Below are 15,102 nucleotides of genomic sequence, written 5' to 3'. Positions count from 1 at the left end.
GTGGCAACCGGGTGGGGCGCCGCGCCCGCCAGCTTCGCGGCGCTGGCGATCGGGGATTCCGATCGCGGCTACGAGGCGGCGGTGACGCGGTGCGGCGGGCGGATGCTCGCGACGCTGGGCTGGGATGTCCTGGCGGTGGAACTGGGGCGGCATGCCGGGCGGCCGATGCTGCTGGTCGAGGCGGAGGGGGTTCAGGAGGCGGTGCTGCTCGGTACGCTGCCGCGGATCGATGCGGTGGCGACCGCGCTGGGCCTGCCGCTGGTGGTGGCGCTGGGCACCGCGCAGATCGATCTCGTTGCGGCGCTGCTGCTGACGCGGGATCAGGCGCTGCTGGTGGAGCCGGACGCGTTCGACCGGCTGGCGGCGGTTGCGGCGGCGGCGGGGCGGCTGGGCGACCCGATGCTCCGCGACCACGTCCGCGAGGGCGAGCCGTCGCCGCTGGCGCGTCTGAACGAGGAGGTCGCGCGGATCGCCGACCTGCTCGCGCGACTGGCGCGAGAGGGTGATGCGCGCGCGAACGGGGTGGAGCCGCCGCGGAACGATGCCAGCGTGGTCGCGGACCGGCGCAACGGCTTCGGCATCGAACCGGGCGCGGAGCAGGCCGGGATCGACGCCGCCGAGGTGGCCGCGCTGGTCCGCCAGACCATCCGCGCGCGGCGATTGCGGGACGGTTTCCTGGGCGAGGGGCTGTTCGAGGATCCGGCGTGGGACATGGTGCTGGACCTGTATGCCGCGCATCTGGAGGGCGAACGCGTGTCGGTGTCGAGCCTGTGCATCGCGTCCGCGGTGGCGTCGACGACGGCGTTGCGCTGGATCGGGAAGCTGACCGCGATCGGGTTGCTGGTGCGCGAACCCGATCCGAGCGATCGCCGCCGCGCCTTTGTTGCATTGTCCGAAAAAGCGCGGCAGGGGATGCATGCCTATGTGGCGGCGGTCCGGCGAGCCGGCCTGCCGATCGCGTAGCAGGACTGGTCCACCCGGACCCACCGGGGGCGCTTAGCTCAGTTGGTAGAGCATCTCGTTTACACCGAGAGGGTCGGCGGTTCGAGCCCGTCAGCGCCCACCAGACCGTTGCCGCTGCGCCTGAAAGACGCAAAGCTTGATGACCAGCGACTTTGCGGGCGGGCCGTTCTTCGCACCGCCGGCGGTGCCCTTGTACGACCGCTGGATGAAATCCTTGTCGAACCACGCGACGAAGAAATCCTGAAACTGTTGCGCGGTCGTGAACGTCACCGAGCCGAAATTGGGGTCGTAGAAGCTGAAGGTCCGGCCGACCGCCGCCGCCATCGAGTGATTGGGAGAATTGACGAGCGCGTAGCCGGTGCCGATCGAAACCAGCCCCTTGGCGACCTTCCCGAACCGGCCGAAATAATCCGAATATTCGGTATTCCACTCGGACGTAATGAGACCCGCCTGGCCGACATCTTCCGACACCTGATATTCCGCGTGCTGGCGACTGTGGTAGTTTCGGATGTTGCCGGTCCACTGCCCGATGCGGGTCTGATCGGTTTTACCGGCGGCGAAACCGGCAGCCTGATACCCGTTGCCGATGATCGACGCGGCGCTGTCGCCGCGGGCCATGCCAATGATGTAGGCCATCGACAATCCGAAACACCAGCCACCAGAATCCGGACTAAGTTCAGCAAGAATAAGGGCTTGTGAGGTAGGTACGATATCTGTCGCGTTGAACTTGCGCGCAAGGGCGATGAATTCCGGCAGCTTGTCCCGAACCTTGTTCCAAGACTTGTCCATATCCGGCATGTCAGATCCCCTTGAATCCCGAACGATACGCATCGCGTCGCCACGCCCGTTCGTCAATCAATTTGGACAGCATCGTCGCGGCGGAACGCAGCTCCATCAAAATTGCTGCACCGGCTGTCCTGCAGGAGCCGGATCATGTCATCCGCCACATCGAGAGCGAAGGACGGTGTGATGCAGGAACTACGGCGGGAGATTACGGCGGCGACGGTCGGGGGCAGGCGGGTGGCGGTGAACGTCGCCGAGTCGCCCTTGTCGTGGCTGGCGGCGCGGGGGCTGGTCACGCGCGCCCAGGTTGCGGCGGGGGAGCGGTTGCGGATGGATCACGAGCGGGCGGCGATGGCGCCGTCGGTGACGATGCGGTGGAGCGAGCGGGTGGATGGCGGCGGGGGCGACGGGCTGGACCCGGCGACCGCGCAACTGGCGGCGAAACGGCGGTTCGATGCGGCGATCGCGGGCGTGGGACCGGGGCTGTGCGACGTGCTGTGGCGGGTGGTGTGCGCGGGCGAGGCGTTGCCGGCGGCGGAGAAGAAACTGGGGTGGCCGACGCGGTCGGGACGGCTGGTGCTGACCATGGCGCTGGACCGGCTGGCGAGCCATTACCGGATCGGCTGAACTTTGATCGGTTGCGGGCATCCGCCGCGTGGCATCCGCCGCCCCGCGCCCCTAGATAGGCAGGCATGCGGTTCGCCATTACAAAGTGCCACGGGTCCGGCAACGATTTCCCGATGATCGACGCGCGGGACATCGCGCTGTCGGATGCCGAGTGGGCGCGGGTCGCGCGGCTGCTGGCGGATCGGGTCGGACCGGTCGGCGGCGACGGGCTGTTGCTGATGACCCCCGGCACGGCGGAGCGGCCGATCGGGTTCCGGATGTTCAACGTCGATGGGTCGGAAGCGGAGACGTGCCTGAACGGACTGCGCTGCGTCGCGCGGATGGGGTTCGAGGCGCTGGAGATCGACGGCGGCGGCGTGCAATTGAACGGCTCGACCGCGTGGGCGGAGCGGGACGGCGACATCGCGCCGGGCGTCTACACGGTGTCGGAGCGGGCCGGCCCTGCGTCGCTGGATGCCAGTGCGTGGCCGCTCGGCGATCTGGCGCGGGTGATCGAGCAGCCGGTGCCGATGCTGAACAGCGAGCGGGCGTTCACGGCGGTGGCGATCCCCAATCCGCACCTCGTCAGCTTCGTCGATACGATCGACGATGCGGAACTGTCGGCGATCGGCGACATCTGCGAGGCCGCGCCCGACTGGTTGCCGCGGCGGGCGAACGTCAGTTTCGTGCAGGTGCGCGGCGACAGCCTGTTCGTGCGGACGTTCGAGCGCGGCGTCGGCCTGACCAACAGTTGCGGCAGCGCGATGGCGGCATCGACCTATGCGGCGGGGCTGACCGGGCGGATCGGCTGGGACGTGCCCGTCACCGTCTTCAACCGCGGCGGGCTGGTCCGCGCGGTGGCGGGCGAGGACGCGATGGTCACGCTGTCGGGCAACGCTACGTTCGAGTGGGTCGGCGAGGTCGTGATCGGTGCGGACGATGTCTGCGAACTGACGGTGACCGACCGGTACGACTCGGAAATCGCGGCATGGGACGGCGTAGAGCGGACGGCGGCGCGGTGGCATTGAAAGAACGGGCGTTGAAAGAATGGGCGTTGACAGACCGGGCGCTGGGCGAACGCGTCCGCACCGTGCTGGGCGATCGGATGCGGGCGATGGTCGGATCGACCGAACTCGACCTGTCGCGGCCCGAGGGTGACGACGGTCTGTTCGGTCCGGCATCGGCGACGTGGGCGGTACATGGCGACTTTCCGAGCATGCTGATCGGCGGCACGGCGTCGCTGCTGATGCAGATGCTGCATCCCGGCGCGCTGGCAGGCGTCTGGGATCATAGCGATTTTCGGCGCGGCATGGCGGGGCGGCTGAAGCGGACGGCGCAGTTCGTGACCGTGACCACCTATGGATCGACGGCGGCGGCGAACGCGTCGATCGCCCGCGTGCGCGGCATCCACCGGCACGTCGTGGGGACGCTGCCCGATGGCCGACCCTATGCCGCGGACGATCCGGCGTTGCTGACCTGGGTCCATGCGGCGGAGGTCGAGTGTTTCCTGCGCGCGCATCTGGCGTATCGCGATCCGGCGATGCCGATGGCGCGGCAGGACGCCTATATCTCCGAAATGGCGCAAATCGCTCAGGCGTTGGGTGCAGAAAATGTTCCGACCAGCCGGGCGATGTTGGCGGCGTATCTGGAAGGGATGCGACCGGCCCTGCGCGTCGATCACCGCACGCGCGACGTGGCGCGCCGACTGCTGGACCAGCCGGTCGGCGGGATGATTGGTGGACCAGCTAACACCTTGATGTTAAAGGCTGCCATCGATCTATTGCCGCGTTGGTCGAAGCGGCTGCATGGCTGGGATGCGCCGGCCCAGGCGCGGGCCGGGGCCGGCATCCGGGTGGGTGCAGCGGGCATCGGACACGTCCTGCGCTGGGCGTTGAAGCCGACCTCTTGATCTATGTTGTCGTTACACTCGTGGACCATGTTAGCGAGCGCAAATCGGCGTTCGGCTAACGCGCTGGGTTCAGGCGACAGAGACAGACTTGCGCTCCCGCCCCAGGGAGTAGGCCAGTGTCCGATGTTGCCGCGATCGTCGTCCGGAAGCTGGAAATGCGGGCGCGGCTCAGCGCCGCCGATCGGACGGCTGTCGCGGCGATGGTTGTTCAGCACCGTCAGTACGAAGCCGGCAGCTATCTGGTCCGCGAAGGCGAGCCGCCACGCCCGACCTGCGCCTTCATCATCTCCGGCATCGCCTATCGCCAGAAGCTGACGCGGGAGGGTGCGCGGCAGATCGTGGCGCTGGAGATGCAGGGCGATTTCATCGACGTGCAGCACCTGTTCCTGCGATGCGCGGATCATAACGTCCAGTCGCTGACGCGGCTGGAGACGGCGGAGGTCAGCCGCGAAGGGTTGCGGCAACTGGCGCTGACTCATCCGGCGATCGGCGAGGCCTTGTGGGTCGATGCTCTGGTGGCGGGATCGGTGTATCGCGAATGGATCACCAATCTGGGTCGACGCGATGCGAAAACGCGCGTGGCGCACCTGCTGTGCGAGTTCACGCTGCGCGCGCGGGCGGCCGGGATCGCCGGGCATCTCCAGTATGAATTGCCGATGACGCAGGAACAACTGGGCGATGCGACCGGGCTGACCAGCGTGCACGTCAATCGCACGTTGAAGGCGCTGGAAGTCGATGGACTGATCGCGCGCGACCGGCGACACATCCGCCTGATCGACTGGGATCGGATCGTCGACGTGGCCGATTTCAACTCGCGCTACCTGCATCTGGATCAGGTCGGCGCTGAATAGGCGCGCTTGCGAGGCGTGGGCCGAGCAGGATAGTTCCCGGCCAAAGACCGCCCGGTCCGGATGTCCCTGCGGCAGCATTGCTCCCCACCGCGAGCGTTTGCACCTGCCGACCGGTGGATGCCGGGACGAGCCCGGCATGACGGCAGGCGAAAACGCGCCATCGGCTTGCGTCGGCCTGACGGGCGCGGCAGCATGATGGCGAGAGGATCATCATGCGCGAAGCCGTCATCGTATCGACCGCCCGGACCGGGATCGGCAAAGCCTATCGCGGCGCCTTCAACGCGACCGAAGCACCGGTGCTGGCGGGGCATGTCATGGCCGCCGCCGTGGAACGCGCCGGGATCGATCCGGCGCGGATCGACGATGTGTTCTGGGGCGTCGGGAATCAGTGGGGGACGCAAGGGGGGAATGCGGGGCGGATGGCGGTGTTCGCGGCCGGCCTGCCGATCACCGTGCCCGCCTTCACGCTCGACCGGAAATGCGGGTCGGGGCTGACGGCGGCGGCGCTGGCGGCGCGGTCGATCATCGCGGGCGACATCGACGTGGCGCTGTCGGGCGGGATGGAGTCGATCAGCCTGACCGTGACAAAGGACGCGCCGCGATACGTCAACCAGAGCGTCGTCGAACGCGTGCCGGGCGCGTACGTGCCGATGATCGAAACGGCGGAGATCGTCGCCGAACGGTACGGCATCCCGCGGGAGGCGCAGGACGCCTACGCCGCGCAGAGCCAGCAGCGCGCGGCGGCGGGGCTGGCGAACGGGGCCTTTGCGGAGGAGATCGTGCCGATCACGGTCGAGAAGGCGCTGTTCGACAAGAGCGGCGCGCGGATCGGCAGCGAGACGGTCACCGTAACGCAGGATGAGGGCATCCGGCCCGGCACGACTGCGGAGGCGCTGGCGGGCCTGAAAACGGTGTGGCCGGGCGGCGATTTCAGTGGGCCGGGCAGCCACGTCACGGCGGGCAACGCCAGCCAGTTGTCGGACGGCGCGGCGGCGCAGATCGTGATGGACCGGGCGACGGCGGAGGCGGAGGGGCTGCCGATCCTGGGCGTGTATCGCGGCTTTCAGGCGGCAGGCTGCGCGCCCGAGGAGATGGGCATCGGGCCGGTCTTCGCGATCCCGAAGCTGCTGGAGCGGGCCGGATTGTCGGTTGCGGACATCGGGCTGTGGGAGCTGAACGAGGCGTTCGCGTCGCAATGCCTGTATTGTCGCGACACGCTGGGCATCGATCCCGAGCTGTATAACGTCAATGGCGGCGCGATCGCGATCGGGCATCCGTTCGGCATGACCGGCAGCCGGCTGCTGGGCCATGTGCTGATCGAGGGTCGCAAGCGCGGTGTGCGATACGTCGTGGTGTCGATGTGTACGGCGGGTGGGATGGGCGCGGCCGGGCTGTTCGAGATCGTCTGAGGGAGGAGCATGGGATGACGCCGGAGCCGCTGGAACTGTCCGTGACGCGTCACATCGCCGCGCCGGTCGACACGGTGTGGCGGATCGCGACGGAGCGGATGGTCGATTACTGGTGCCCGCGACCGTGGCGGGTCGAGATCGTCGAGCAGGAATGGCGCGCGGGCGGGCGGTCGGCGATGGTGATGCATGGCCCGAACGGTGAGACGATGCCGCAGGAGGGTGTGTTCCTGGAGGTGACGCCGGGCGTCCGCTTCGTGTTCACGGATGCGTTCGCGGCAGGGTGGCGACCGCAAGGGCCGTTCATCGTCGGGATCGTCGAGCTGGCCGCGGAGGATGGCGGCACGCGCTACACCGCGACGGCGCGCCACTGGACCGCGGAGGCGTGCGAGCAGCACCGCGCGATGGGGTTCGAACAGGGTTGGCGCACGGTGGCGGATCAGCTGGCCGAACTGGCGGAGGCGGACGCGAGATAGCGTCAGGCGCCGGGTTGCGGGGCGATCTCTCCACAGGGGGGGCGCTCGCGGGGGGAGCGCGTTCGTGCCTGACCGATCGTGCGACCGTTCCACTGCGATTCCTGGCCCCGACGATGAGCGTTGCTCATCGTTGCGTGGACGGCGCGGCGGGTACTCCATGCTGGTGCACGCGCCATATCCCACTCTACGGAAACGAGGAGTTGGACAGATGGACATTCCACCGAAGGTCGAGATGGCGACGGTCGCGGGGCCGGCCGAGTATTTTACCGGCCGCGTTACTATCACCGGGCAGTTCCAGCGGCCCGAACCCTCGCGTGTCAGTGGCGCGATCGTGCGCTTCGAACCGGGCGCGCGGACTGCGTGGCATAGTCATCCGCTGGGCCAGACGCTGATCGTGACGGAGGGGGTCGGCTGGACCCAGATCGAGGGCGGACCGAAGTTCGAGTTCCACGCCGGCGAGCAGCTCTGGTGTCCGGCGAACCGCCGCCACTGGCACGGGGCGACGGCGACGACGGCGATGACGCACGTGGCGATCCAGGAGTCGCTCGACGGCTCCCCCGTCACCTGGATGGAGCATGTCAGCGACGCCGACTACCTCGCCGAGCCCAAAGGCTGATTTCTCTATTATCTAAAGGTATTGCCATGTCCGTAGGGCAACGATTCACCGGCAAGGTGGCATTCGTCACCGGGGCCGCGAGCGGCATCGGCCGCGCCACCGCCGTCGCCTTCGCGCAAGAGGGCGCGCGCGTCGCGATCCTCGACCTTACCGAAGAGGCACTCGCCACGACCGCCGAGGCGGTGCGGGCGACCGGTGCGGAGGTGCTGGTCCTCGCCTGCGACGTCGCGAAGCCGGAGCAGGTGGAGGCTGCGATCGCTGAAGTGGTCGCGACGTTCGGGCGGCTCGACGTCGCGTTCAATAATGCCGGCGTCGAGAACAAGGCCGCGCCGGTGGCGGAGATCGCGCTGGAGGAATGGGATCGCATCCTGAACATCAACCTGCGCGGGACCTTCGTGTGCATGAAATACGAACTGGCGCAGATGGTGCGGCAGGGTAGCGGCGTGGTCGTCAACACCTCGTCCGGCGCGGGCGTGCGCGGCGTCGCGGGCGGCGCGTCCTATGCCGCGTCGAAACATGCGATCATCGGGCTGACGAAGTCCGCCGCGCTGGATTACGCAAAGGCGAACATCCGCGTGAATGCGGTGCTGCCGGGCAATATCGAGACGCCGGTGATGGATCGCTTCACCGGCGGCGATATCCAGAAGGCGATCGATCTGGAACCGGTCGGGCGGCTGGGCAAGCCGGAGGAGATCGCCGACGCGGTGTTGTGGATGAGTGCCGATCTGGGCGCCTTCGTCACCGGGGCGGCGATCGCCGTCGATGGCGGCTGGTCGCTATAGGGGTTGGGACAATCCGTCCAATCGACGCCGGGCGGCGGCGGGCCCATGTGGGCGGGATGACAGAGCATCCCGACATGTCGCCGCCGCCGGCTGCGACTCCCGCCGCGTCCGACGGCGACAAGTTCCGCTGGATCCTGCGGTGCGGATGGAAGGGGCTGTGTCCGCGCTGCGGCGAGGGCAGGATGTTCGCGTCGTGGCTGAAGGTGACCGACCGGTGCGACGCGTGCGGGCTGGATTACCGGTTCGCCGCGCCCGACGACGGACCCGCCTTCTTCTCGCTGTGCATCGTCGCGTTTCCGCTCGCGTTCTTCATCGTGTGGATCCAGGTCGCGTTCGATCCGGCATGGTGGGTGCATCTGTTCACGTCGGTGCCGGTGATGCTGATCGGCACGCTGTTGCCGCTGCGCCCGATCAAGGGGTGGCTGGTCGCATCGCAATACGTCAACCGTGCGCAGGAACACGGGACGGGCGCGCTGTGGTCGCAGCTGCACGGGACCGAACCGGGGCGGAGCGATTTCGACCATTAACGTGCGGCAGTAGCGGTCCGGTTCGGGTTTCGGTACGGTGGCTTGGTGAAGAACGGGGCATGGTGAAGAACGCGGACGAACTGGCGCTGATGCGGGCATCCGGGCGGTTGCTGGCGTCGGTATTCGCGATGCTCGACGGGCTGGAACTGGCGGGGCTGTCGACGCTGGCGGTGAACGACCGGGTCGAGCGGTTCATCACCGACGATCTCGGCGCGCGGCCGGCCAGCAAGGGGCAGTATGGTTTCGCGTACGTCCTGAATTCATCGATCAACAGCGTGGTCTGTCACGGCGTGCCGAGCGCGGACGAGATCATCCGCAACGGCGACATCGTCAATCTGGACATCACGCTGGAGAAGGACGGCTTCATCACCGATTCGAGCAAGACCTATATGGTCGGCGAGGTCGCTCCCGCCGCGCGCCGACTGGTGAGAGTGGCGCAGGAGGCGATGTGGAAGGGGATCGCGCAGGTGCGGCCGGGCGCGCGGCTGGGCGACATCGGCGCGGCGATCGACCGGCATGCGAAGAAGGCCGGCTATGCGGTGGTGCGCGAGTTTTGCGGCCACGGGATCGGCCGCGACATGCACGAAGCACCGGAGGTGATGAATTTCGGCAAGCCGGGCACGGGCGCGATGCTGCGCGAGGGCATGACCTTTACGATCGAACCGATGGTGAATCAGGGCAGCCGCAAGGTCGTGACCGGGGACGACGAATGGACGGTGACGACGGCGGACGGGAAGCTGTCGGCGCAGTTCGAGCATACGGTGGCGGTGACCAAGGACGGGGTCGAGGTGCTGACGCTGCGGGCCGGCGAGCGCGCAGTTCGGGATTGAGGTGCTGACTATGAGGGCCGACGAGCACGTGGGACGGTGTCTGATCGCTAATTTTCGAAACGGCGGGCGTGGTTCTTCAAGGGGTTAGCCGACGCGCGTCCCAATGCGAAACGTGGCATGCTTAAAAGTTGGTTTCCGGTCGTCACGGAAGCCTGAACCTCAGCTAAACGGGCGCAGCATCTGCCCCGACGGCGATGCATCGGGGACGAGAGACATGATGAAGACGATGATCGCAGCCGGTTTCACGGCAGCATTGATGATGGCCGCTCCGGCCACGGCGCAGTCGCTGACGACCACGTTCGCGGGCGGTAATTCGCACAACGGTAACATTTTCGACGTGCTGGTGGGGAACCAGGCCATCAGCCTGAATTCGCTGGGGCTGAACGTGAACACGAACGCGGGCACGACCGGTACGTTCGAGTTCTACTTCCGTCAGGGCACCTCGACCGGTTTCCAGAGCGATGCGGCCGGCTGGACGTTGTTTTCGACCAATACGGCGGGTTCGGCCGGATCGGGCGCCGCGACCACGATCGACATCACCAACCTGATGCTCGACGCCAACACGCGCTATGGCCTGTATTTCACGCTGACTTCGGATTCGTTGAGCTACACCAACGGCACCGGCGTCGGTAACGTCGCCGCCACGAACGGCGACCTGACGGTATTCGAGGGCTATGGCGCGGCGTACCGGTTCGCATCGAGCTTTCAGCCGCGCATCGTCAATGCGACGTTCGAGTACACCGTCGCGGGCGCGGTGCCGGAGCCGGCGACGTGGGCAATGATGATCGGTGGCATCGGCATGGTCGGTGGCGCGATGCGCCGCCGCAAGGTCAGCACGACGGTTTCCTTCGCCTGATCCTGCCGATCCGTTCGGGTCGGTCAAAGCCGCCGGTTGCCCAGCAACCGGCGGCTTTTTCGTGTCGCGTCGCGGTTCGGCGTGCGGGAGGTGGCAACCTGCGGCAGGGCCAAGGCGCAGGACGGGTTGAATCTATCCTGCTCTCCTTTTCTCGGGGAGTGTTGCGACACAGTTCTGCTGCCTGTCACATAAGCACTATCCCGGCGTAGGCGCGGGCCCAGTCGGGTAGCGGTCTCAGTCGATTACCGCCGACATTTCAACTGGACTCCGGTCTTCGCCGGGGGTGGCAGAGGAGTTTCGCAACGACCTTCTTGAGGGACGGGATGACTTTCTTCACCAGCGATGGGCTGGCGGCGAGGCTCCTTCTCCGTATCGATACGGGTGAAGGCGCGAATATTCGACGTTTGCGCCCTTCGGACAGGGTGCGCGAGCGGTCCAGCACTGGGTCCCCGCCTTCGCGGGGACACAGGACCGGTTCCTCTCCAACAAGGATCAGCGTCGAATTTTACGCCCCGGCCACGCGCAGCAACGGTGTCCGGCGTCGGCGTAGCGCGCCGCCGGCGAGGCCGATGCCGGCGATCATCATCGCCCAGCTCGCGGGTTCGGGGACGGCGCCGGCGAGCGGGGTAACGGAGAAATTGTCGCCCGCGACGTCGAAGACCGTGAAGCCGTAGAAATAATCGGGTTCGTAGGTGGTGAATTCGATCTGGTCGACGTTCGCGAGGACGCTGGCGAACGTGCGGCCGGCGGGCAGGTTCAGGAATCCGTCGCCGTCGACACCGCCCCAGCCGGACGGCAAGGCGGCGGCGCTGGTGTCGTCGATCGTCACCGACAGCGTCTGCCAGCCGTCGATCGCGGCGGAGAGCGTGCCGAGCCGGTAATAGACGGTGGCGTTGTCGGCGCTGTTGGCGGGATCGAGGTCGGTCAGCTTCACGAACAGGTCGCGGGTCACCTCGGTACCGAGATAGGTGATCGAGTTGGTCAGCACGTCGAGGCTGATCGTCACGCCGGCGCTGCGCGTGTAATCGCCGAGAAAGCCGGCATTGCTGTCGTTGCGCCACGAGATGCCGAAGCTCTCGGCCTGCGTATGGAAGGACGGGGCGGTGTTGCCGAGACCGGTGTCGACGACGGCGTTGCCGATCCACCCTTCCGCGCCGTTCGAGAAGTCCGTCGTCTCCGCGGTGGCCGCGGATGCCGTCCAAAGGGCGGCGGGAATCAACAGATGTGCGAGCTTCATGATCGTACTCCCCGTTTGGTGGCGCCTGGGCGCATCCCCCCCGTCGATCGGGGCCGACGCGGCTCCCTGTTGGGAGTTCGCGCGCAACCCTCTGTATACGTGTCGTTAACCATAGGCTTGCATGCGGGTCGGGGGCCGGCAAGCGGGTGTTTTGGGCAGCAATCGATGCTTGCGCCGAGACGGTGCTTGACAGCGTCACGCTGTTTGTGTACAAAACAGGAACATCGAGAATTAGCAAGTCGGGCCGGCGCGGTTCGGGGGCGGGGGCCTCCGGATTTGCGACTGGCCCTTCTGGCGTTCGGAACGGTCGGTTCGGCCCTACGGGTTGAGCCGGCCGGTCCTGCGATGGGGGACGCGACCGCCTGCGGGGGCGGCGGGCGCGGGTGGCGACGTGGATGGGGTCACCACCGGTAGCGGGGGAGCGGATATGGGGCGGAATGACGTGGCGGGGCAGACTGGCTCCGACAGCGAGGTTCGGGCGGATGACGCAAGCGGCACACGGGCACTCGTCATCGCGGGCCACGCGGCCGCGGGTGTCGGCAAGGCGGAGGTGAGGCTGGGACGCCGGGGTGGACTGGTTCGGCAGGCCCGTCGCGACGGCTGGACCGTACCGCGCCGTCAGGTGTTTCTCGAAACGCTGGCGGCGACTTGCAACGTCACGCTGTCGGCCCGGATCGCAGGGCCGAGTTCGCGAAGCGCGCGCCAGTTGCGGGAGCGGGATGCGGAGTTCTCTGCCCTTTGGGACAAGGCGCTGGAGCGGGGCAAGGAGCGGCTGCGCGAGGATTTGCTGGCGCATGCGCTGGGGCATCGGTCGAGCGGGGACAATCCGGATGATCTCGACTTCGACGCGCCGCGGCGGGAGCCGTTCGATCCGCATCTGGCGATCAAGGTTCTGACCTTCGTCGATACCCGCCCGGCAAACGGCGCGCATCGCCGGGCGGCGGCGCCGACGCAGGGACAGGTGGATGCGGCGCTGCTCGCGCGGCTGGACGAACTGGTGAAGCGGGGGCGCGGATGACCGAGGAGGGCGAGGTGCTGGCGCGGCTGGCGGCGGTCGCGCCGGAGCACCGCGAGGAGGCTTTGTTCATCCTGCCGCCGGGACTGCGGATGCGGCTGATGCAGGATTGGGGAAGCTGGGCGCATGCGGGGCAGGTCGCGCCATTGGGCGACTGGCGGGTGTGGCTGATCCGCGCCGGGCGCGGTTTCGGCAAGACGCGGGCGGGGGCGGAGTGGGTGGCGGCCTATGCGCGGGAGAATGCGAAGGCGCGGATCGCGCTGGTCGGCGACACCGCGGGCGAGGTGCGCAAGATCATGATCGAGGGGGCGAGCGGCCTGATCGCGGTGGCGGGCGCGACCGACAAGATCGAGTGGCGCGCCTCTGCCGGGGAAGTGACGTTCGGATCGGGGGCAAAGGCGTATGTCTATTCGGCGAACGCACCGGAGGCGTTGCGCGGGCCGGAGCATCATATCGCGTGGTGCGACGAACTGGCGAAATGGCGATACGGCGACGCGGCTTGGGATAATCTGATGCTGGGGCTGCGCATCGGTGACCGGCCGCGGGCGCTGGTGACGACGACGCCGCGCCCGACGATGCTGATGCGGCGCGTGATGGCGTTGCCAGCGCGCAGCAGGTCCTTCGCTTCATCGCGGGTTCCTGGGAAATCGGTATTATTTCGGCACGTCGCATCTTCATCGGCGGAACGCCGGTGCTGGGCGCGCAGCAGCCCGCTGTTCCGGCGCCAAGTGGCGGAAATGTAATCGATATCGAGGCACGTCGAACGATGGCCGCAATGCTGCTGGCGCTCCGCGCGCATGGGCTGATCGCGCCCTGAGCGAAAATTGGTGTTGCGCTGCGGCAACAGTCGCGGAACAATGTCGCCTTGTCTGGAAACCATCCGCGGGATAGTGAGTTTGCCCTGTCCGTAGTGACACTTCAAGAAAGGGGAATATGATGCGGAAGCTTGCCATCGTACTGGCACTTGCATCCACCGCACTCGCCGCACCTGCCATGGCCCGCGATAACTCGTGGTACATCGGCATCGAGGGCGGCGCGATGGTGGTCGAGGACATCGACTACGACATCGGGACGCTCAGCAATGCTGGCACCGTCGATCACAAGTATGGCTATGACGTCGACGGCGTGATCGGTTACGACTTCGGCGGTTTCCGTCTGGAGACGGAAGTCGGTTACCGCGTTGCCAACGTCGACAGCTATTCGTCGACGACCACGACGCCGATCGCCAACCGTGCAGGCACCCGCCTGAACGCGCCGGCCGGCGTGTATGACTCGGCTGGCGGCCGCACCTCGGCGCTCAGCTTCATGGTCAACGCGCTGCTCGACTTCGGTGAAGACGACGGCATCCAGGGCTTCGTCGGCGGTGGTGTCGGTGTCGCTCGCGTGAAGCAGAGCCTCGCGCTGAACCAGAACCTCGACTCGGTGTCCGATTCGGATACGGTGTTCGCGTATCAGGGCCTCGCGGGTATCCGCGCGCCGCTGACCGATCACATCGACGTCAGCCTGAAGTACCGCTTCTTCAACGCCGAGAGCGTTGGGCTGGTGGACGTTGCGAACCGCAATCTTGATGGCCGTTTCCGTTCGCACAGCATCCTGGGCGGCGTGACGTACAACTTCGGTTCGCCGACGCCTCCTCCGCCGGAGCCGATCGCATGCTCGCCGGGACCGTTCATCGTGTTCTTCGAGTGGGACAAGTCGGACATCACGCCGGAAGCAGCGTCGATCCTCGACAACGCCGTGACCCAGTACCAGACCTGCGGCAACGCACAGGTCCAGCTGGCCGGTTACACCGACACCTCGGGTTCGTCGCAGTACAACCAGGGCCTGTCGCAGCGCCGTGCAGACGCGGTGAAGGCGTACATGTCCTCGCGTTCGATCCCGGACGGCGTCATCACGACGAGCGCGTTCGGCGAGACCAACCTGCGCGTGCAGACTGCCGATGGCGTCCGCGAAGTGCAGAACCGTCGCGTGGAGATCACTTACGGTCCGGGTTCGGGCCAGTAAGTCTCTCCTCTCGGAGCAAGATCGGGGAGGTCGGCGCAAGCCGGCCTCCCTTTTCTTTTGTGCCGGGTTTGTGGATTGTCGCTGGCATGCCGGGGGCGGCGGGAGACGGCTGGCTGCGCGTCGATTTGTAGGCTGGCCTCGTCTTCCCGAACTCGTTCGGCACTCTTCCCGTCGGAAATGGACCGGGCATGTGTCCCCGCAAAGGCGGGGATCCCGTACTGGGCTCCCGCCTTCGCGGGAG

The 15,102-nt window shown here is 67.1% G+C and carries 17 protein-coding genes and 1 tRNA gene; 16 read left to right on the top strand and 2 right to left on the bottom strand.

Annotated features, from left to right (window positions below; translation table 11 throughout):
• Window positions 1-963, top strand: coding sequence for a winged helix DNA-binding protein (locus AC0CH8_RS15855; protein WP_204198912.1), 963 nt, complete (start codon window positions 1-3; stop codon window positions 961-963).
• A gap of 27 nt (window positions 964-990) precedes the next feature.
• Window positions 991-1,066 (top strand) — tRNA-Val (locus tag AC0CH8_RS15850).
• Here the strand turns inward: AC0CH8_RS15850 and AC0CH8_RS15845 are convergent.
• The gene (locus tag AC0CH8_RS15845; RefSeq protein ID WP_465240731.1) at window positions 1,054-1,761 is read right to left on the bottom strand and encodes a YopT-type cysteine protease domain-containing protein; all 708 of its coding nucleotides are present in this window, start codon (window positions 1,759-1,761) and stop codon (window positions 1,054-1,056) included. The genes AC0CH8_RS15850 and AC0CH8_RS15845 overlap by 13 nt on opposite strands.
• Window positions 1,762-1,932: 171 nt before the next feature.
• On the opposite strand from AC0CH8_RS15845, the gene AC0CH8_RS15840 reads away from it, so the two are divergent.
• The 11 genes from AC0CH8_RS15840 to AC0CH8_RS15790 all read left to right on the top strand — a co-directional run bounded on the left by AC0CH8_RS15840 (window position 1,933) and on the right by AC0CH8_RS15790 (window position 10,605).
• Window positions 1,933-2,373, top strand: coding sequence for a DUF6456 domain-containing protein (locus tag AC0CH8_RS15840; RefSeq protein ID WP_465240764.1), 441 nt, complete (start codon window positions 1,933-1,935; stop codon window positions 2,371-2,373).
• A gap of 65 nt (window positions 2,374-2,438) precedes the next feature.
• The gene (gene dapF, locus AC0CH8_RS15835) at window positions 2,439-3,380 is read left to right on the top strand and encodes a diaminopimelate epimerase (protein WP_465240730.1); all 942 of its coding nucleotides are present in this window, start codon (window positions 2,439-2,441) and stop codon (window positions 3,378-3,380) included.
• Between the two features lie 26 nt (window positions 3,381-3,406).
• Window positions 3,407-4,261: an oxygenase MpaB family protein gene (locus AC0CH8_RS15830; RefSeq protein WP_465240729.1), complete on the top strand. Its 855-nt coding sequence runs from the start codon at window positions 3,407-3,409 to the stop codon at window positions 4,259-4,261.
• Between the two features lie 116 nt (window positions 4,262-4,377).
• Window positions 4,378-5,112, top strand: coding sequence for a Crp/Fnr family transcriptional regulator (locus tag AC0CH8_RS15825; RefSeq protein WP_465240728.1), 735 nt, complete (start codon window positions 4,378-4,380; stop codon window positions 5,110-5,112).
• A 212-nt stretch (window positions 5,113-5,324) separates the two neighbouring features.
• A complete protein-coding gene (locus AC0CH8_RS15820; protein WP_465240727.1) occupies window positions 5,325-6,521 on the top strand; it encodes an acetyl-CoA C-acyltransferase in 1,197 nt (398 codons plus the stop codon).
• 14 nt (window positions 6,522-6,535) lie between these two features.
• On the top strand, window positions 6,536-6,994 hold the full coding sequence (locus AC0CH8_RS15815) for an SRPBCC family protein (RefSeq protein ID WP_465240726.1): 459 nt from the start codon (window positions 6,536-6,538) through the stop codon (window positions 6,992-6,994).
• Between the two features lie 208 nt (window positions 6,995-7,202).
• The gene (locus AC0CH8_RS15810; protein ID WP_204198904.1) at window positions 7,203-7,610 is read left to right on the top strand and encodes a (R)-mandelonitrile lyase; all 408 of its coding nucleotides are present in this window, start codon (window positions 7,203-7,205) and stop codon (window positions 7,608-7,610) included.
• A 26-nt stretch (window positions 7,611-7,636) separates the two neighbouring features.
• Complete coding sequence (locus AC0CH8_RS15805; RefSeq protein WP_465240725.1) at window positions 7,637-8,392, top strand: SDR family NAD(P)-dependent oxidoreductase; 756 nt, start codon at window positions 7,637-7,639, stop codon at window positions 8,390-8,392.
• 56 nt (window positions 8,393-8,448) lie between these two features.
• Window positions 8,449-8,919, top strand: a complete 471-nt coding sequence (locus tag AC0CH8_RS15800) for a DUF983 domain-containing protein (protein ID WP_465240724.1) — start codon at window positions 8,449-8,451, stop codon at window positions 8,917-8,919.
• Window positions 8,920-8,978: 59 nt separating this feature from the next.
• The gene (gene map, locus AC0CH8_RS15795; RefSeq protein ID WP_465240723.1) at window positions 8,979-9,749 is read left to right on the top strand and encodes a type I methionyl aminopeptidase; all 771 of its coding nucleotides are present in this window, start codon (window positions 8,979-8,981) and stop codon (window positions 9,747-9,749) included.
• A gap of 214 nt (window positions 9,750-9,963) precedes the next feature.
• Window positions 9,964-10,605, top strand: a complete 642-nt coding sequence (locus AC0CH8_RS15790) for a PEPxxWA-CTERM sorting domain-containing protein (RefSeq protein ID WP_465240722.1) — start codon at window positions 9,964-9,966, stop codon at window positions 10,603-10,605.
• A 505-nt stretch (window positions 10,606-11,110) separates the two neighbouring features.
• Here the strand turns inward: AC0CH8_RS15790 and AC0CH8_RS15785 are convergent.
• Window positions 11,111-11,842, bottom strand: coding sequence for a PEPxxWA-CTERM sorting domain-containing protein (locus AC0CH8_RS15785; protein ID WP_465240721.1), 732 nt, complete (start codon window positions 11,840-11,842; stop codon window positions 11,111-11,113).
• A gap of 427 nt (window positions 11,843-12,269) precedes the next feature.
• Here AC0CH8_RS15785 and AC0CH8_RS15780 point away from each other — a divergent pair, with 427 nt between their 5' ends.
• From AC0CH8_RS15780 to AC0CH8_RS15770, 3 genes are all read left to right on the top strand, one after another.
• Complete coding sequence (locus AC0CH8_RS15780) at window positions 12,270-12,860, top strand: hypothetical protein (RefSeq protein WP_465240720.1); 591 nt, start codon at window positions 12,270-12,272, stop codon at window positions 12,858-12,860.
• A complete protein-coding gene (locus AC0CH8_RS15775) occupies window positions 12,857-13,600 on the top strand; it encodes a terminase large subunit domain-containing protein (protein WP_465240719.1) in 744 nt (247 codons plus the stop codon). Before AC0CH8_RS15780 ends, AC0CH8_RS15775 begins: the two co-directional genes overlap by 4 nt.
• Before the next feature lie 193 nt (window positions 13,601-13,793).
• Window positions 13,794-14,861: an OmpA family protein gene (locus AC0CH8_RS15770; protein ID WP_465240718.1), complete on the top strand. Its 1,068-nt coding sequence runs from the start codon at window positions 13,794-13,796 to the stop codon at window positions 14,859-14,861.
• Window positions 14,862-15,102: the final 241 nt, after the last annotated feature.

It is taken from the genome of Sphingomonas sp. AC435 (assembly GCF_979253005.1).
Note: the sequence above shows the minus strand (reverse complement) of the source record. Positions and strands in the feature narration are given on the sequence as shown.